13 protein-coding genes are annotated in these 18,482 nt (G+C 51.9%); 1 reads left to right on the forward strand and 12 read right to left on the reverse strand.

What is annotated here, in order from left to right; genetic code table 11:
• Positions 1–328 precede the first annotated feature (328 nt).
• Positions 329–1,729, reverse strand: coding sequence for a class I SAM-dependent rRNA methyltransferase (locus ACQ76X_RS06525; RefSeq protein ID WP_438492394.1), 1,401 nt, complete (start codon positions 1,727–1,729; stop codon positions 329–331).
• 98 nt (positions 1,730–1,827) lie between these two features.
• Here ACQ76X_RS06525 and ACQ76X_RS06530 point away from each other — a divergent pair, with 98 nt between their 5' ends.
• Positions 1,828–2,817, forward strand: a complete 990-nt coding sequence (locus ACQ76X_RS06530) for a Na/Pi cotransporter family protein (protein ID WP_438492396.1) — start codon at positions 1,828–1,830, stop codon at positions 2,815–2,817.
• 197 nt (positions 2,818–3,014) lie between these two features.
• On the opposite strand, the gene ACQ76X_RS06535 is transcribed toward ACQ76X_RS06530, so the two are convergent.
• The 11 genes from ACQ76X_RS06535 to araA form a co-directional block, all read right to left on the reverse strand.
• Complete coding sequence (locus ACQ76X_RS06535) at positions 3,015–5,249, reverse strand: hypothetical protein (RefSeq protein WP_438492483.1); 2,235 nt, start codon at positions 5,247–5,249, stop codon at positions 3,015–3,017.
• A 304-nt stretch (positions 5,250–5,553) separates the two neighbouring features.
• The gene (gene mtaB, locus ACQ76X_RS06540; RefSeq protein ID WP_438492398.1) at positions 5,554–6,900 is read right to left on the reverse strand and encodes a tRNA (N(6)-L-threonylcarbamoyladenosine(37)-C(2))-methylthiotransferase MtaB; all 1,347 of its coding nucleotides are present in this window, start codon (positions 6,898–6,900) and stop codon (positions 5,554–5,556) included.
• Positions 6,901–6,903: 3 nt separating this feature from the next.
• A complete protein-coding gene (locus ACQ76X_RS06545; RefSeq protein ID WP_438492400.1) occupies positions 6,904–7,668 on the reverse strand; it encodes an RsmE family RNA methyltransferase in 765 nt (254 codons plus the stop codon).
• A 154-nt stretch (positions 7,669–7,822) separates the two neighbouring features.
• Positions 7,823–8,506: a site-2 protease family protein gene (locus ACQ76X_RS06550; RefSeq protein WP_076109107.1), complete on the reverse strand. Its 684-nt coding sequence runs from the start codon at positions 8,504–8,506 to the stop codon at positions 7,823–7,825.
• 2 nt (positions 8,507–8,508) lie between these two features.
• On the reverse strand, positions 8,509–9,567 hold the full coding sequence (prmA, locus tag ACQ76X_RS06555) for a 50S ribosomal protein L11 methyltransferase (protein ID WP_438492402.1): 1,059 nt from the start codon (positions 9,565–9,567) through the stop codon (positions 8,509–8,511).
• A gap of 146 nt (positions 9,568–9,713) precedes the next feature.
• Positions 9,714–10,292: a DNA-3-methyladenine glycosylase I gene (locus ACQ76X_RS06560; RefSeq protein ID WP_438492404.1), complete on the reverse strand. Its 579-nt coding sequence runs from the start codon at positions 10,290–10,292 to the stop codon at positions 9,714–9,716.
• A 117-nt stretch (positions 10,293–10,409) separates the two neighbouring features.
• Positions 10,410–12,068 (reverse strand): DUF4179 domain-containing protein, encoded by a 1,659-nt coding sequence (locus ACQ76X_RS06565; RefSeq protein WP_438492406.1) that lies wholly within the window; start codon positions 12,066–12,068, stop codon positions 10,410–10,412.
• A complete protein-coding gene (locus ACQ76X_RS06570; protein ID WP_438492407.1) occupies positions 12,028–12,588 on the reverse strand; it encodes an RNA polymerase sigma factor in 561 nt (186 codons plus the stop codon). Before ACQ76X_RS06570 ends, ACQ76X_RS06565 begins: the two co-directional genes overlap by 41 nt.
• Positions 12,589–12,759: 171 nt before the next feature.
• Positions 12,760–15,192, reverse strand: a complete 2,433-nt coding sequence (locus ACQ76X_RS06575) for an EAL domain-containing protein (protein ID WP_438492408.1) — start codon at positions 15,190–15,192, stop codon at positions 12,760–12,762.
• Between the two features lie 450 nt (positions 15,193–15,642).
• Positions 15,643–16,821 (reverse strand): sn-glycerol-1-phosphate dehydrogenase, encoded by a 1,179-nt coding sequence (locus ACQ76X_RS06580; RefSeq protein WP_438492410.1) that lies wholly within the window; start codon positions 16,819–16,821, stop codon positions 15,643–15,645.
• Between the two features lie 142 nt (positions 16,822–16,963).
• Positions 16,964–18,454 carry an L-arabinose isomerase gene (gene araA / locus ACQ76X_RS06585; RefSeq protein ID WP_438492412.1) on the reverse strand — a complete coding sequence of 497 codons (1,491 nt, stop codon included), beginning with the start codon at positions 18,452–18,454 and terminating at the stop codon, positions 16,964–16,966.
• Between the last annotated feature and the right edge of the window lie 28 nt (positions 18,455–18,482).

Raw genomic sequence — 18,482 nt, forward strand, 5'->3', positions numbered from 1 at the left:
GTCCCAACATTATAGCATATCTCTTCCAAACGGAACATACGTTTGCCATTGTTTTCAAGTTTCAGCGGGTGGATATCCGCATGTACAGTACAAAGAGACTGCCGCATTTTTAAGCTGCGGCAGTCTCTTGATCATTTACGGTAATATTCATAAATAAGCATGGTCCAGCTTCACTTCCTGCTGCCCTCCCCTTTCTTCATCAGCAGCGGTTCCAGCCACCGGGCCGCCTCTTCTTAGGAGGAGAACGCCAGAATGATTATCAATGAAAAATGAAAAAAAGAGCCTCTTTACAGAGACTCCCGCAGAGCCGGCCTAGGGGCCGGGTTCGTTATTTCTTGCTGCGCACTTCGAATATGGCAAATTTCAGATAATGCCCTTCGTCGACACCGAGAATTTGCGGATGGTCTTTCCCCGCGGCCCGCCATTCAATCAGTCTCAGGACCTTACCGGCATCCTTCGCCGCTTCGGCGATGGTATCCAGGAACAGTTGCGGCTGCATGTGGTAGGAGCAGCTTGCCGTCACCAAATAACCGCCCTCATTGACCAGCTTCATGCCGTGCAGGTTAATATCCTTGTAACCACGGCAGGCACCGGCAACAGCACTTTTGGTTTTGGCAAACGCCGGCGGATCCAGAATGACGACATCCCATGTGCGTCCGCCGCCAGCGGTCATCGGCTTTGCCGTATCGGCCTTAGCCGCCGGCTTCGCTACCGTCTTAGCCTCTCCTGCACCGGTTGCCCGCTCCGTCCGCTCTTCCAGCCCTTTGACCTGATTGCGCAGAAAAGCAAAAGCATCATCCACCACAAATTCCACACGGTCCGTGAATCCGTTCAGTTCCACATTGGCCTTGGCGCTTTCGATTGCGTGGGCGGATACGTCGAGGCAGGTAACCTTTTTGGCTCCGTATTTGCAGGCATGCAGTGTGAAGCTGCCCGTATGCGCGAAGCATTCCAGCACTGTCGCACCGTCCCAATACGGGAAGGTGACCGGCTTGCCGCTTTTGTTCACCGGCAGGGTCTGAACCAGACCTTCATCCGTCTCGATCTCCTGCAGCGTAATTCCGCTGCGGCCGCCCCAGCCTTTGATCAGCGGAGCGATGGAGGCTCTATTCTCGCGCTGGTCGAAAAAGTAGCCCGTCTTCTGGCCTTCCTCGATATCCACGATTACCTTCAGACCGTTCTCGCTTACAGTAATGTGGCGCGGACATTCCCCGTAGAGCACTCCGGTTCTTTGCTCCAAGCCTTCCAGCTCCCGGACACTAACGTCACTGCGCTCATAAATCCCGCGTGGATTCATCACTTGCACCAGTGCCTCCACAATCTCGGCGCGGCGCAGATCCATGCCCAGCGTCAAGAGCTGAACGACAAGAATCTCGCCGAAACGGTCAACAATCAGGCCGGGCAGAAAATCAGCTTCGCCGTACACAAGCCGGTACGCGTCTGCTCCCGGCAGAAAACGTTCCCGATGCTGCAGGCAGCTTGAGAACCGCTCTGCGAAAAAGGCCGTATCCATGACGGCCAGCGGACTCTGGGAGAGAATTCTCACCCGGATTTGCGAAGCCGGATTATAATAACCTGCACCCAAAAAACGCCCCTGGTGATTTAGCACATCCACCAATCCGCCTGCCTGCGGATCTCCATCCACCGAGGCCACCTCGCTGGCGTAGACCCACGGATGCCCCTGCTCCAGTCTTTTCTTGCGGTTTCGTTCCAGAATAACCGATGCCAATGACTTCAACTCCCTGTTCTTGTTAATGATTTCATACATGTCCACTGCAATGCTTTCATATATTGGTGTACAACCCCCGTTCAAAGGAGCCTGTCCTTATGATCCATGACCTGCTGTTCCCTATTATATATGGTCTAGTTATCTTTCTTGCCGGCATGAAGCTTATGGAAGCCGCGCTGTCGCGGCTTGCTGGACCCCTGCTATCCCGAGGCCTGCATAAGGCCACATCTACGCCAGTAAAAGGCCTCATAGCCAGCAGTCTGCTGTCGGCACTGCTGCAGAGCAGTACTGCCGTCACGGTGCTGACCATCGGCATGGTCAATGCCGGCCTACTTACCTATGCCCGGACCCTGGGCATCATTCTCGGCAGCAACATTGGCACCTGCTTAACCACCGAGCTGATTGGACTGCAGATCAGCACGATGGCCACGCCGCTGCTGGCTGCCTCGCTCTGCGTCTGGGCCGCGGCAGTCATGATCGGCGAGCTGCCGCCCTACTTCTGGCGGGCGGCGGAAGCCTGCCGTAAATTCTCCGGGCCGCTCCAGTTCATCAGCCTGGCAGTGGCCGGCTTCGCGCTTGTCCTGTGGGGCATCGCCGTCATGCAGTCGATCAGCCCCGCGCTGCAAGCCAGCGGACTGTTCCGCTGGTTCCTTGGTCATGCTGCCACCAGCGCTCTCTGGGGGCTTGCCGCCGGAGCCTGTCTGACCGCAATGCTGCACAGCAGCGCGGCGGTCATCGGGATGGCGATGGGCCTGGCTTCCACCGGCGTGATGCCGCCGGAGCTGGGCATCGCCATCGTGCTTGGCGCAAATGTCGGCACCTGTGTCACCGCCGTAATTGCCGCAATCGGCGGCTCGCCTTCCGGGGTATTCGTCGCCTGGTCGCATGTGGCGCTCAACGTAGGCGGCGCACTGCTGTTCCTGCCCTTTATAGGGCCGCTGCAGAGCCTCGCCGCCTGGATCGGCGGCGGTCCCGCCGCACAGCTCGCCCATGCCCAGACGATCTTCAATGTGGTCTGCTCGCTGTTGGCTCTCCCGTTGTGCTACCTTCCCTTATGGTCCAGGCTGGAAAGCCGGCTCCAGCCGTGAGAACATGCGCATGGCCGATCGGGCTATCCCCGGACGCATGCGCTATCGCTGTACTATTATACTTCAATTGAGCCTTTTCATCTAATGCAAAGACGAAATGTCGAGCGCACCAGAAAAAAAAGAACTGCAAAGTGCCCCAAGGCGGCATTGCAGTTCTTTGGTCTTTCTTTGATTTTGCATACAGCAGTTTGTTGCTGCTACTTGACTTTAACCGAAATTGTCACGGTCTTGTTATTGTATTTGCCTTTGAAAGAAGTGCTTCCCTTGGCCAGCGCTGTGATGCTGCCTGAGGAGAGCTTGGCTACAGACGGCTTCGAGTTGGTCCAGGTTATCAGACCAGTCACGTCTGCCGTTTTACCAGTATCATACAAGGCGGTTACCACAACGGTCTGGTTGCCTCCCGGAGCCATCTTCAGGCGTGATTCATTCACTGTCAGCTTGGTCAGCTTGGGAATCACGTTGACCTTGAGGCTGACGTTAATACCCTGATAAGATCCCGTTAACGTAGTTGTGCCTTCAGCCACGGCCTTCACGGAAGCGCCCTTGACAGTCGCTGCTGCCGGATTGGAGGATTCCCAATTAATCGTATTCGAGAAGTTGGCTGTTTTTCCGTTGGAGTAATAAGCTGTTACTTTTACCGATTTGGAGGCTTTAATGTTCATCTCCAGCGATGCCGGCTCAACTTCAAGCTTGGTAATCTTTTGCTCAATGGTCACCGGAATGGTGATTGTCTTGTTGGCATAGGTCCCTTTTAGGCTTGCACTGCCCTTTACCAATCCTCTGACCGTTTTTCCGCTTGTGCCTGATTTGATCACGGCATTCGTGCCCGTAATCTCCCAAGTAATCTTGTCGGAGGTCTCACGCTCATCGCCGTTTTCCATAACTACTTTAACTGAAGGCATAGCCTTCTCTTCGCCTGTAACAACCACCAGGTTGTCCTCAGGCCCGATCAGCACCAGCACTTTATCCAGAACAGTAAGCTTATATTCAACGCTCTTGTTGCGGATGTCCGCTTTTGAGGCACTGACGTTGCCTTCTTTAATTTTACCGATCAGTGTAACTGTACCGGCTGCTTTACCTTCAATCTTGCCATCCTTGATGGTAGCAACTTCTGCATTGTCAGAAGTCCACTCTATCTCCTGGCTCAGTTCAAGTTTGGTACCGTCGAGCTTGGTGCCATTTACCTTAGGCAAGCTTAAAGTGTCACCTTTGAACATTTCCTTTTCGGACTTTTCATTCTCTGCTTTCTCAACCTCTATGGCCGTGATGGTCGGAAGCACTTTCAGCTTAATCTCTCTACTGACACCTTTATACTCCGCTTTGATAGTAGAGTCGCCCACACCCTTAGCCGTAATGTCCGCAGCGTCTGCTTCGGATTTGGCTGTGGCTACCAGTTGATCACTGGATGTCCAGGTGGCGTTCTGGGATACATTCAGCGTAGAGTTGGCAGCATCTCTGACCTCAGCCTTCACATCCAGCACTTCACCCATGAACAGCTTCTGTTCCTTGGAAGGCGTCAATAGAATCGCTTCATACGACGAGCGGACGTATACGTCTACGGAAGCTTTCACACCCAGATAAGCAATCGTGATTACAGTCTTACCCGTAGCCAGAACCTTGAGTTCTCCGTTCTTGACGGTAGCTACAGCAGTATTTGAAGAACTCCAGTCGACTTTAGCCGTCACGTCCTCAGACTCCGCTTGGGTAGCGGCTTTGGTAGTTGCCGTCAGCTTAATCGCGCTATCCCCCATAAGGGTCTCGACATCCTTCACAACCTTATCGTTCTGTTTGATGTCGATGTCGGTAAAAGCCATTTCAACTTCTGTCTTATATGTAGCCGTCAGGCCTTTGTATTTCGCAGTGATCGTTACCTTACCTTCTTTAAGAAGGTTGACTTTACCATCCGATATCGTCAATACATTGGTGTCAGAGCTGGACCATTCAACATCTTTCGTAACATCAGTCGCTTCGGTGATGGACTTTCCTCCGAGTACCTTAGCTTTGATAGTCCGCTTCTCTTCACTGTCTCCCAGCTTATAGTTGCCTTCTTTATGCTCAATCTTCAAATCCTTGAATGGATGAGTCACAGAAACTTCAATCGTAGTAAGCATGCTATTATAAGTAGCTGTAATAATAGCCGTGCCACTGTCAAACGGCGTCAAAAGGCCGTTTACAACCTTTACAGCAGTGGTATTGGAAGAATTCCAGGTCACCGCACCCGTTACATCTCTCTTGGAAGAAGAACCTTCTACATTGGCGAACACCTTCAATTGCTTCGGTGTCTGGCCGACTACGAGATCCAATTTGGCCGAACTCTCAAACTCAATCGAGTTGATATCTCCCTTTTCTGCAAAGACACTTACCGGAAATACTACGGTAGCCAGCAGCGCTATGATGAGAAGCAACTTCGTCATTTTCCTGTTCACAGTCATCATTTCTCTCCTTCATTGTGATGTTGTTCTGGGAGGGTACATTCCCACACTCTTCCACTACTATCGACATTTAGCACTGAAGACTTTAACTTTTCTTGAAATCAGGGGTCTTAAAAGCCCAATTAGGGACTTTATAACCAGTGTTTCCCACATGTTCCAGTACCAGCGCCTCATGTTGAAATTCAGAATGATTCGCATACGCGCGGCAGGCTCTTATGATCCAGTCTGCTGCAAACATGTCCCCCAACAAACAACAAGGACTTCATCCCTTGCAGGGGACGAAATCCTTGGTTCCAAGCTGTATTTATTGGCGGACCGCCTGTTTCAGGCCAGCTTGTGACATGCCAACCAGAGTCCCGCCGCATTCATTAACGCCAGCTTCCGTAATCTTCACCTCGCAAAGCTGTCCCTGCAGCGAATCATCGCCGCTGAAGAAAACCTGCAGGTAATTGTCGCTGAAGCCGTGCTGTGTGCTGCGGCCTGGGGCCCCTTTGGCCGACCGTTCAGGAATAACAGACAATGTCTTGCCGACGAACCTGCGCGCATAGGCAAGCTGCATCTCCTCGGATAGGTCGATCAGTTCCTGTACGCGGACGTTCTTAATTTCCTCGTCAACCTGGTTCAGCATTCGTGCCGCCGGAGTGCCTGTGCGCTTCGAATACGGGAAGACATGCATCTCGGAGTAGTTCACGGCCTTCATGAAATCATAGCCGGCGCGGAACATTTCCTCGGTCTCGCCGGGGAATCCGACAATAACGTCGGTGGTGATCCCGACATCCGGCATCGCCTGGCGGATCAGCTCCATCTTGGCATAATACTCTTCGGTGGTGTATTTGCGGCGCATCGCTTTGAGCACCTCGTTATGTCCGGCCTGCAGCGGAATATGCAGATGACGGCACATCTTGGAGCTGCGGTTCAGCACCTCAAGCAATTTATCGTCAATCTGGCTGGCTTCAATCGAACTGATACGTACCCGCTCCAGCCCGTCCACCTTATCCAGCTCCCACAGCAAATCGGCGAGACGGTAATTCTCCAGATCGTCGCCATAACCTCCGGTATGAATTCCGGTTAGAACAAACTCCTTATAGCCGGCCTCCACCAGCTGATGCGCCTGGGCGACAATCGATTTCGGATCGCGGCTGCGCGACAGCCCGCGCGACCACGGAATGATGCAGAAGGTGCAGAAGTTGTTGCAGCCATCCTGGATTTTCATAAACGCCCGCGTCCGGTCGGCAAAACCCGGCACATCCAGCTCTTCGAATTCACGCGTCTTCATAATGTTGCGGACGGCATTCACCGGCTGGCGGGACCCCTGGATATTTTTAACGTGAATCATAATCTGTTCACGGTCCTGGTTGCCGATCACGAGATCGACCCCGGGAATATCAAGGATCTCGCCGGGTGAGGTCTGCGCATAGCAGCCCGTTACGGCAACGATAGCCTCCGGGTTGCGGCGCACGGCGCGGCGGATCATTTGGCGGCTTTTCTTGTCGCCGGTATTGGTTACCGTACAGGTGTTGATTAGATATACGTCGGCGGGCCCTTCGAAATCAACCTGCTCGTAACCTTCATTTTTGAATAGCTGCCAGATGGCTTCAGTGTCATAGAAATTCACTTTACAACCTAAAGTATAAAATGCTACGGATGGCATTGTTCAAGCTCCCCCCATTTCTCCGGATTCATACAGGATGCAGGCTGCAGCGACCATGCCGGCCGTCTCGCAGCGCAGAATACGCCGCCCAAGGCCTACCGGTACCGCTCCGGCCTCTTCGGCCGCGTGGCATTCCTCCGGGCTGAAGCCGCCTTCAGGACCGACAACGATCATTACCCGGCCCGGCGATTCCGGCGCCAGCGCAGACAACCATGGTGCGGCGGCGCTCCGCAGCTGCAGTCCTTCTTCCTTCTCATAACAAAAGTAAACGGCATCATAGTCGCGGAAGCTTTGCAGCAGCAGTTTCCAGCTCAAAGGCGCATGCACGGCCGGCACTATATTACGGTGTGCCTGCTCCGCTGCCTCCTTGCAAATCTTGCGCCAGCGTTCCAGCCTCTTATTCTCCTTGCGCTCGTCATACTGCACTATCGTGCGCTCTGAGAGGAACGGGGCAAAAGCCACCGCACCGATTTCGGTGCACTTCTGAATGACGGTTTCCAGCTTGTCTCCCTTCGGCAGACTCTGGGCCACCGTAATCTTGATCCGCGGCTCATGCGCCATCTCCAGAGATTCCAGTATGTCTACTATAATCTCGCCGATCTCAATCGAAGAGATCTCCACCAACGCCTCGCGGGAAACGCCGTCGCTGACTATTAGCTTGTCTCCGGCTTTGCCGCGCATCACTTTGGCAATATGGCGGGCATCCTCGCCGTCAATGGTTACCTGTTCCGGGCCGAACTGCTCCGGTGCTACGAAATAACGCTGCATCTTCATCCTCATCCTATCCATTATTCAGCGTAAAAGCGGCGGCGATCCTGCTGTTCAGGTCTCCAGCCGCCGCTCTACTCACTTGTAAACCGTCTAAAAATTCACATTACATCATACAACGTTTGCCTGCCTGTGAACAGCCCCTGTTCAGGCTTTACCCTCCAAACAGATTGAAGAACAACCGGAAAAAGTCGTTCCCGATTTGCAGTGCCCAGCTGTTCAGCGGTTCGATCGTGTAGGCACGCAGGCCGGGGATAAAGATGATAAGCAAAAAGATAAAGACCGTCCACTGCTCATACTGCTGTAATTTTGCACGGATCGGACGCGGTGCCACATCCTCTACGATCCGGTAGCCGTCCAGCGGAGGCAGCGGAATTAAGTTAAACAGGAATAGGAAGAAATTAAATTGAATGAACATGCCAAAGAACCAGTACACCGCCCGCAGCAGCTGTTCATTCGTAATGGACTCAATGGCGCCGCTGGCATGCAGGGCGGCATATACTAGAGTACCGAGAATACCGAGCAGCAGATTGCTGATCGGACCGGCTGCAGACACGATAACCCCCATCAGGCGGGGGCGTCTGAAGTTGTCGCGGTTCACCGGAACCGGACGTGCCCAGCCGAAGCCGGCAATGAGCAGCAGGATGATACCGAATAAATCGAAATGCACTGCGGGATTCAGCGTCATGCGGCCCAGCAGCCTTGCGGTTGGGTCACCAAATTTGTTGGCAAAATAGGCGTGGGCGAATTCATGCACGGTAAATGCAATCACCAGTGTAATCAGGAAAAACGGAAGCTGCTGCAGGGGTACTACTAAAATTTCATCCAAAAAATCCATTTCTACCTCTTTCCGGCTGTAAAGGCCACCCAATCTTCTTCACGGGATACTTCCTTAATCTCAAACCCGGACGACTCCAGCGCCTGCGCCACGAGCCCTTCCTTATCTTTATAAATGCCGGAGGTGATATAGAGGCCACCCGGCTGCAGGGCACGGTAGACATCATCGGTGAACAACACGATGATCTCTGCCAAAATATTGGCGACCACAACCTTCACCGGCAGTGTGACACCAAGACTGTCTTCAGCTTTTGGCTTCGCTGGAACAGCCTGCTGCGCGTCCGTATGGCCGGATCTTGCCGATGGCCACATATCTCCCGCCGCCGTATCTGCCGCGCCTTCACCGCCGAGCAGTGACAGCAGGTCGCTTTCTTTTACCGTAATGGATTCCTGCAGCCGGTTCAGCGCCACATTCTCGCGGGCACTTTCCACAGCCACCGGATCCAGATCCAGCGCCAGTACAGACTTGGCACCTAACAGCACCGCGCCTACAGCAAGAATGCCGGAGCCCGTTCCAACGTCAATCACTTCCTCATCGCCGCTGATATGTTTCTCCAGTGCCCGCAGGCACAGTGCTGTCGTTGGATGCGTTCCGGTTCCAAATGCCATGCCGGGATCAAGCTCAATAATTTTTTCTTCCGGGCCGGCAGGGGTATATTCCTCCCAGGTGGGCTTAATCGTCAGCCGGTCCGATACGCGAAGCGGCTTGAAATACTGCTTCCAGGCATGCGCCCAATCATTTTCATCCACAGTTTTCCACGAAATCAGTGCTTTGCCGGGATCAATCCCGAACTCTCTCAGCTCTTCGATCCGTGGAGCCAGCTCTTCGATAATGGCATCCATCGGGACGGTTTCGGCATAATATCCTTTAATCACCGCTTCCCCTTCAGGGATATCATTCAGCGGCTCGTCGTATAATTCACCATAACGTGTATCCCGTACCTTATTCAGGGTTCCGGATTCCTCGATGGAAACACCGCCTGCACCGGCTTCATACAGCAGATTGGAAATCATCTCCTGCGCCTCTTCTGTTGTATGTACTGTCAGTTCATGCCATAACATCTTTGTGGATCCTCCTAAAGGTTTTGTGAGCGCAGCTTACGTGGTTATTCTTCGAACAAAACTGGCTTCGGAAGCATATACTAATAGTTTTGTGAGCGCTGCTTAACAGTATACCATTTCTTCCCCGGGTAGCGCCAAACTGCGGATCAGCTTCCGGAAAGCTGACTTTTGCTGCGGCAAAAGCATTCCTGTGTATGATCGTCCACCATTCCAGAAGCTTGCATAAACGCGTAGCAAATGGTTGAGCCGACAAACTTCATGCCTTTTTTACGCAGCGCTTTGCTCATTTGATCTGACTGGGAGGTTGTAGCCGGCACTTCCGCTCTGCTCTTCCAGTTATTAATTACCGGCACACCCCCGGTAAAGCTCCAGAGATAGTCCGCAAAGCCGCCCTCCTCCTGGACGATCTGCAAATACACAGCCGCATTCCGGATGATCGAGTTAATCTTGAGGCGGTTGCGGATAATGCCCGGATCGCCCAGCAAAGCGGTAATTTTGGCTTCATCATATTCCGCAATTTTCACCGGATCAAATTCGTCGAATACTTTGCGGAAATGCTCCCGCTTCTTCAAGACGGTGTACCAGCTTAGTCCGGCCTGCATCCCCTCCAGCATCAACAGCTCGAACAGCTTCCGGTCATCATACAGCGGTTTGCCCCATTCCTCATCGTGATAAGCAATATACAGCGGATCCTCATTGACCCAGGAACAGCGGGTTATCTCCAAGCTTCATTCTCTCCTTTGACAAGCATCTTATAGAATATAATATCTTATTTTTATCGTATCAGCACAAAAAGCCCCCCGCCGTTAGGTTAGGGCGGGGAGCCTTTCGTGACCGGAGGATTAAGGCTGCAGCTGTACCCGCGTCTCCTTATCCGGTTCATCAGTCGTATAATAGAACATATAAATAGAAGCCTCTGTTCCTTTGTAATCCTTATAGATATCAATAGCTTTATTATTTCCGTCTCCCGCAAAATTGATAGTTTCCGGTCTGCCCAGAATACGCTCGTTACCCAAGCCGATATGAGTCTGGTTGACTCCGCCGAAATGTGGGTCATCACTTTCCGTCTCCACATAAAGGTCATTTCCCTGCATATAGTAGGTCCACTTCACCTCGTAACCACCAGTGTCCCCAATCACTGTTTGTTTTTCTGCAGAAATATTTTTCAGAAGCAGCGGGGTCTTATCATCCTCATGAGTGGTAACTTTATATTTCCCCACAAAGGTAATATCAGTTTGCTCGTCTATAACAAGACCGGATGGGCGCTCAAATCCAAGTGTGGTCAGGAATGGATCATCATTCGGAGACCGGAACAGGCTCCCCTCTAGTGTAGTGCCGCCTACTTCAAGATTATATTTATAATAAGGCAGCTGCTCATGCTTCTCCTTCGCCCTTAGAGTTACACGAATCTGCGTAGGTGTAACAACCATCTGTTCAAAGGTGTGCATGGTATCTCCCGCTTCCAGCGGTGCATTCAGCGCCGTCTTGATCGTCCCGCTCTCCATCAGCTTTTTGCTTAGCTTCAGATCAAAGGACCACGGTCCGGCGATGGTTTGTTCCACCTTAGTATATTGAAGTTTAAAGATAGTGTTTCCGCCGGAAATTTCGGAAGGCTTAAAATACTGTTTCATCGTATATTCTCCGTTATCCCCCGGTGTACCCATCGCCCCCCCAGGAATTGGATCTACCCGGGTGTCTCCTTTGTAAGCCACAATCATCGGAAAGGTCCATTCCTTGGCCTCCGGATTATCGTAGGCTACTGCTGACGACAACAGCAGCTTATCCTCATTCTGCTCAAAAGGCTTGACCTCTACGCTCTTCATTCCCTCTATGCCTAGCGGAAAGTTCTGCCGCTCCGTAGAACTGCTGTTCAGCGGCAGCTCCTGCTCCGCCTGGCTTAAAGCCCGTACAGCCGATGCAGTCAGGGTAACCTCGGCTTCATCCTTCCCGGGTGTCCAGTCACTTTCAAAGTACCCGTTGTACAGCTGTTTCTCTTCATCCCACTGCTGATAGCTGTACTCTCCCTCACTGCTGTTACCCTGCTCATCCTTAAGAGACATCCCTTTGACACCCCAAATCTCTGTATCCGCACCTTTACCGACATCCATGCTGTACAGGATCACTGTCCGGTTCTCATCTACGAGAGCTGTGTGCAGTGTCAGCGTTACTCCGTCTCTGGTTATAGATTGCTCCAACGACTGCCCGAGATTCTGGTCCAGCGCAGCCTGAACGCCGTCCCTGTAACGGAGCAGATTACCCCAGTCATACTGTATTGCGGCATATACTGGAGCAGCCGCCAGCAGCGCACTGAGCGAGGCGGCAATTGTAATTCTGCGCCAGTTTCTAACGCGTTGCCCGCCCCGGACGTCCGCTGTGCTCATCCTTACCGGAGAGGTATCTCCAGCCTGCTCCAGCCTGCGCCACATATCACCAAAATCAGGATAAGGTACAGCTTCTTCATCATTTAGTTGACGCTTCAATGTATTTTCCAGTTTGTTCATAATATTCTTCCCTCCGCTCTTCGTCTTCAAAGCCAGCTTCCTGCAGAATGTCCTTCATCAGCTTCAGGCCTTTATGCAGTCTTGATTTGGCCGTACCGACCGGAATGGACAGTGCTTCCGAAACCTCAGCCAGGCTGAAATCATGCATATATCTCAGTGTCAGCACAGCTCTGATCTTTGCAGGTAGCCGTGACATATAGCCGCCCCATTCCCGCGCCGTTTCTTTCTGCTCAATCGTCCGTTCCACCGTTGTTTCTGTCTGGCTTTTCCATAAATACAGATTTTCCGTCACCTTCTTCTGCAGGCTGCGCGAACGCTTCAGATGATTCAGGCAGGTATTGACCGCAATTTTCATAATCCATGCCCGGGGATATTTAACATCCTCCCATTTGCTGCGGAATACGGTGATGAACACCTCCTGGCACAGGTCCTCGGCATCGGCGGCATCATGCACCATGTAGTAGCAGGTCCGATACACATCCTTATTGTAGGTTTCAAATAACTTCCGATTGCTCTGCACATGTCCCCCTCCTTTCTTGTGTGATCTGTCTATTTAACAATCCGGCTCATCAAAAGGTTCATTTTCTGAGCATAAACGATAAAAGCTGTTAGCGACATCCTTTTACTGGAAAAATTGATCACAACAAAAAAACATGAACCCCGGAAGGTCCATGCTTGCTTAAAACTGTATTTACAGGCTTTGCGTCGCCAGCAGAAAATTCGCCTCCAGCTCCTCCGGCGGCAGCGGACGGCTGTAATAATAGCCCTGTACCTTTATGCAGCCGCTCTCCACTACAATATCCAGCTGCTCTTTGGTTTCTATACCTTCGGCTATGACCTGCATATTCAGATGCCTTGCCATAGTAATGATGGTGGACACTATGGCCCGGTCATCGCTGCTTGCGACAATATCCTTGATGAAGGAACGGTCAATCTTCACTTTATGAATGGGATATAATTTCAAATAACTGAAGGAGCTATAGCCTGTTCCAAAGTCGTCAAGGCTGATACGAATTCCGTTCCGGGTCAGATTGTTCAGAATTCCGGCAGATGCAGAAGCATTCATCATCATACTTTCCGTAATCTCCAGTTCAAGATACTGCGGAGCAAGCCCGCTCTCCTCCAGAATCCCCATAATCTCCCCATGCAAATTGTACTGGTGGAACTGCTGGGACGACAAATTCACCGCCACAGGAATCAGCGGGCCGCCTGCATCCTGCCATAGCCGCATTTGGCGGCAGGCTTCACGAAGCACCCAGTTTCCGAGCTCAACAATCTGGCCTGTCTCCTCCGCATGCGAAATGAACAGGCCAGGCGGCAGGAGCCCTTTGTCCGGATGCTGCCACCTGATCAGCGCCTCTACTCCGATAATTTGATTGTTATCCGCGCGGATTTGCGGCTGGTAGTACAGAATAAACTCGCCGCGCTCCAGCGCTTTCCTCAAATCGCCTTCCATTTCAATCCGCTGGAGCAGCTGCTCATCCAGATCGTCCGAGAAAAACTGATAATCATTTTTACCGTTATTCTTAACCTCGTACATGGCAGTGTCCGCATTCTTGAGAAGCTGTACCTCATCTTGACCATGGCAGGGAAAGAAGGCGATTCCGATGCTTACCGTAACGTAAAAATCCTGCTCTTTCAGACGATACGGCTGCTCAATCGCTGCAACCATCTGCTCCGCAATGGCTGTTACATTCATGTTCTTCCGGGAGAACCGGCACAACATCGCAAACTCATCTCCCCCAATCCGGGCCAGCGTCACATTCTCGTTCACCACACTATGCCGGATACGGCTGCTCATTTCCTGGAGGAACAGATCGCCGTACATATGCCCCAATGAGTCGTTGATGATTTTAAACCGGTCAAGATCCATAACCATAACAGCAAACGGCTCCATCGTTTCACTATGCGCTTCAATGGTTTGCGACAACAGCTCATTGAACATTCTTCTGTTCGGCAGACCGGTCAACTCGTCGTGGAAAGCAAGGTAATGATTTTTCTCCTTAGCCCGCTTTTCTTCTGTCACATCTCTGGCAATTACATAGGTTCCGACCACTTGCCCGTCGACCATAACCGGAGCGTTAACCACACTAATCTCGACCCGGTGCCCGTCCTGATGGATGATCGCTGTTTCATAGCTCAGTTCCTCTCCGGCAAAAGATCTTGAGAACAGCTTCTGCATCCGGTCCTGCTCCTCCACAGCCACAATCGAGAGAATGAACATCATGTTCTGATCCTTAAAGGCACTTGAGCTGATTCCCGTGATTCTTGAGGCTGCAGGATTAAATCCGATAATGCGCATGTCCAGGTCAATCGAGATAATGCCGTCCTGGTTATTTTCATATAACGACCTGTACCATTTCTCAGTAACCAGTATCTCTGTGTCCTTGTTCGAGAACCGGCGGGAGATAAACATTCCGACAACTGATAACCACAGCGTGAACAAAGTCCCGCCTGCAATGACATAGGCAAGCCATTTCTGATCCAGGACAACACCGGTGATCCGTGCAGTATGATGCCGCGGCTCAAAGTGGACTGCCAGCATACCGGTGTAATGCATGCCAACAATCGCAGTTCCCATGATCAGACCGCTGCCCAGCTTCCTCCAATGATTGTCTTCTTCGCCATGATCGATAATATAGGAAAATAACCCGAGCGCTGCGTAGGATGCAACAAAAGCTATCAGGATGGACAGGACTACATATCCGGGAGTATAGATCACATTAATTTGCATCGCCGACATGCCGATATAATGAATCGCTGAAATTCCAATCGCTGAAAATACGCCAGCTCCAAGAAATTGAAGAATGCCCTGCTTGCAGCGGCTAATCACGACAAGGGCGATGAAAGAGGCAACGACAGAAACCCCTACTGACAACAATACAGTGTTCAGATTATAAGCAACCGGAAACGGCAACGATATGGCCAGCATTCCGACAAAATGCGTTGACCAGATCCCCATGCCCATAATTACTGCACCGCACATCAGCCATAGCCAACGTTTCTTCCCTTTGGATCTGCCTACTGCCCCTGCCAGACTTAGAACCGTATATGAAGCTGCTACCGCAATTACATATGAAAATAATACAAGCACCCTATCATGAGTACCATAGATATGCTCCACTTAAGTCCCCCCCTCTCTGTCTTCGATTTCTAAGAACTCCCCTGATCTTCTCCCGATAGTGAATATTTTAAATTTGCACTATTTCACTATTATTATCGACATAAATAGACCTAAATCGACAGATCAGAGAGTGGTTTTTATAAAAAAAATTAACGCTATAACTGAGCCTTCTCAAGCTCCTTGTTAGACGCCGTGTAGAGAGGTGCAATCCTATGAATGGAATCCTATGAAATGAAAGTTTCCCGCTCCCGGAATCCGTTCCGCGCCTCCATTTATTGTGCGTATACAAAAAAAAGGGCCCCGCCAGCAGCTGGCGGGGTCAAGGTATGTAATAAGGGGGTATGTGTCTAATATACAGTCCCAAGCTTAAAACAGTATTAAGTCCTCCTAAAGTTTTACTTAAATCTTCAGAAGGTTAGTATCTGCTCCAGATTCTTCAACATAACCTGTCTATTCCGCAGCAGCTCCCGCAATCTTGCCTTCATTGCGTGCCCGCAACAGGGTATGACGGTTCATCCGGATGAAATGCGCTTCCTGCAGACTGCGGCGCAGCAGATCAGCATCCACACCAAGCTCTTCCAAGGTAGAGGGTCCATGTACAGTGCGCAACAGGCCGCGCAACATTTCCGGTGAAGGAAGTCCGCTGATTTCCTTAAGCACCTGAGCCCACTGATCCTTGTCCGCCAAACCCTGCGTATCCGCCAGCTCATGGTACAGCGCGGAAATTTCCGCACAGGCCACACCTACCTTGGCGCCATGCAGCAGTTGTCTACGTCCGGTGCGGATGTACTCCATCTCCCAATAATGGGACAGATGATGTTCTGCACCGGATGCCGAATGGGATTGCCCAAACAGCAGGATTGCCAGGCCTGATTCAATCAGCGCTTCGGTCAGTACACGGATTCCCAGTTCGGTATGATTCCCGATCTCCTCTGCATGATTTACGCAGGCCAACAACGCCTTTTCGGTAATGGCGGCAACCGCCGGAGCATACGGCTCGTCAGCCGTCAGGCGGCCGAATTTCCAGTCGAACAACGAGGTGTATTTGCCCAGCATATCGCCAAAGCCTGCCGCCACCATGGGAGCCGGCGCCTTGCGCAGCAGCTCTGTATCGGCGAAGATAGCGACTGGACCGGCCGCAGGAATCGTTATCTTGTTGCCGCGGATAATCAGCGGCGAGCCGTTCGAGGTGAAGCCGTCTACCGAAGGAGCCGTTGGGACCGACACAAAGGGAATGGCTGCTGTATAAGCCGCATAACGCGCCACATCATGCAGTGTGCCCGAGCCTGCCACGATGACGGAATCTGCTTTAACTTTTTGAATATCCAACAGCACCTGCACTACAGAGGCTTCATCTGCAATAACATCGCCCTGCGCATTGGGCAGCACCAAGGTGGTGTGGACCGAAATCCCGGCTTCCCTGCACGCCAGCTCCAGACTTGCTCCCGCTACTTTCAGTGTATGTTCATCTGCCACAAGCACCGGCCGTTCCCAGCCCTGTGCGGCCACATAAGGAATGACCTGCTGCAGGGCACCCGGTTCTACATGAATAACCTGCGGAAGAGCAAAAGCTGCCCCTCCTTCTATTTCAGCTGCGGCTGCCTTTATATTATCCAGTATGCTGCTCATATCGAATTCCTCCTAAAAGTTTTGTTAGCAAAGGCTTCCTTATACATTTTATCAGAAGTCCAATATACAGGAAGAAACGGACGTACCGCACTCTGATCGAGCGCGGTACCCGTTTCTTGTCATCACACGAATATAGAGAGAATTAGAGCAGCTTCCAAGCGATATCGTTCAGGCGCAGTTCATTGCGGAAGGATCGTGTATTGGTATCTTTGTCGATGACCACACATTCGATGCCAACCATTTCGGCGAAATCAATCAGTTGCTCTGTAGTCACCACATACGAGAATCCGGTATGATGCGCACCGCCGGCCAGAATCCAGGCTTCCACGCCTGCCTTCAGGCTTGGCTGCACTTTCCACAATACACGGGCAACCGGCAGGTTCGGCATAGCTTCGGTAGGCTCAACGCCTTCCACTTCGTTCACAAGCAGACGGAAACGGTTGCCCATGTCGATGATCGAGGCATTCAGCGCTGCACCGGAACGTCCGTTGAAGACCATGCGGGCCGGATCCTCTTTGCCGCCGATACCGAGCGGGTGCACTTCAAGCTTCGGCTTGTCGACAGCAATGGTCGGGCAGACCTCCAGCATGTGCGATCCAAGCACCAGCTCATTGGCCGGATCAAGGTGATACGTGTAATCTTCCATGAAGGAGGTGCCTTTGTTGCCGGCGATAATCTTCATCAGGCGGACAAGCGCCGCTGTCTTCCAGTCGCCTTCTCCGGCAAAGCCGTAGCCCTGCTCCATCAGGCGCTGTACAGCAAGACCCGGAAGCTGCTTCAGTCCATGCAGATCTTCAAAAGTAGTAATGAAAGCTGTATATCCGCCTTCTTCCAGGAAAGCTTTCATCCCCAGCTCAATCCGGGCCTGATAACGAATGGATTCACGCACAGGTCCATCCTGATCTCCGCCTTGCGCAAAGTCATACGCCTTCGCGTATTCTGCCATCAAATCGTCGATCTGTGCTTCGGTAACGGCATCCACACGTTCCACGAGGTCACCTACACCATAGCCGTCAACGGTCCAGCCCAGCTTGATTTGTGCTTCTACCTTATCACCTTCGGTTACAGCCACCGAGCGCATGTTGTCGCCGAATCTGGCAACCTTCAGCGTTTGGCTCTCATTGAAGGCAGCAGCGGTGTTCATCCAGCCGCCGATGCGGCCTCTAACTTCACTGTCTTCCCAGTAGCCGACAACCACTTTACGGGCAATGCCCATACGCGCGCCAATGAAGCCGTATTCGCGGTCGCCGTGTGCCGACTGGTTTGTGTTCATGAAATCCATGTCGATGGAATCCCATGGAATATCACGGTTAAATTGGGTTGCCAGGTGCAGCAACGGCTTGTGGAGCTGCGACAAACCTGCGATCCACATTTTGGCCGGGGAGAAGGTGTGCATCCAGGTGATGATCCCTCCGCAGTTCTCATCGCTGTTCGCAGCAATTGCCAGCTTGCGGATTTCGTCCGCTGTAGTCAGAACCGGTTTGAATACTATTTCAAAAGGAACCGCGTCGTCCGAGTTAAGGCCTGCGGTAATTTGGCGGGAGTGCTCCGCTACTTCCTCGATCGTTTCAGGGCCATACAAATGCTGACTTCCGGTTACGAACCAGAATTGATAAGGTTTAATGGATAACATGTAATTACCTCCTAAAGTGTTGTGTACG

The organism is Paenibacillus sp. IHBB 3054, assembly GCF_051594305.1.
Classification (GTDB): domain Bacteria; phylum Bacillota; class Bacilli; order Paenibacillales; family Paenibacillaceae; genus Paenibacillus_AQ.

Bases quoted from the DNA above. Each gene is read 5' to 3' on its own strand.
- ACQ76X_RS06580 (WP_438492410.1), bottom strand. From the start codon at position 16,821: ATGAGCAGCATACTGGATAATATAAAGGCAGCCGCAGCTGAAATAGAA.
- ACQ76X_RS06530 (WP_438492396.1), top strand. From the start codon at position 1,828: ATGATCCATGACCTGCTGTTCCCTATTATATATGGTCTAGTTATCTTT.
- ACQ76X_RS06565 (WP_438492406.1), bottom strand. From the start codon at position 12,068: ATGAACAAACTGGAAAATACATTGAAGCGTCAACTAAATGATGAAGAA.
- ACQ76X_RS06535 (WP_438492483.1), bottom strand. From the start codon at position 5,249: ATGACTGTGAACAGGAAAATGACGAAGTTGCTTCTCATCATAGCGCTG.
- ACQ76X_RS06550 (WP_076109107.1), bottom strand. From the start codon at position 8,506: ATGGATTTTTTGGATGAAATTTTAGTAGTACCCCTGCAGCAGCTTCCG.
- prmA (WP_438492402.1), bottom strand. From the start codon at position 9,567: ATGTTATGGCATGAACTGACAGTACATACAACAGAAGAGGCGCAGGAG.
- mtaB (WP_438492398.1), bottom strand. From the start codon at position 6,900: ATGCCATCCGTAGCATTTTATACTTTAGGTTGTAAAGTGAATTTCTAT.
- ACQ76X_RS06545 (WP_438492400.1), bottom strand. From the start codon at position 7,668: ATGCAGCGTTATTTCGTAGCACCGGAGCAGTTCGGCCCGGAACAGGTA.
- araA (WP_438492412.1), bottom strand. From the start codon at position 18,454: ATGTTATCCATTAAACCTTATCAATTCTGGTTCGTAACCGGAAGTCAG.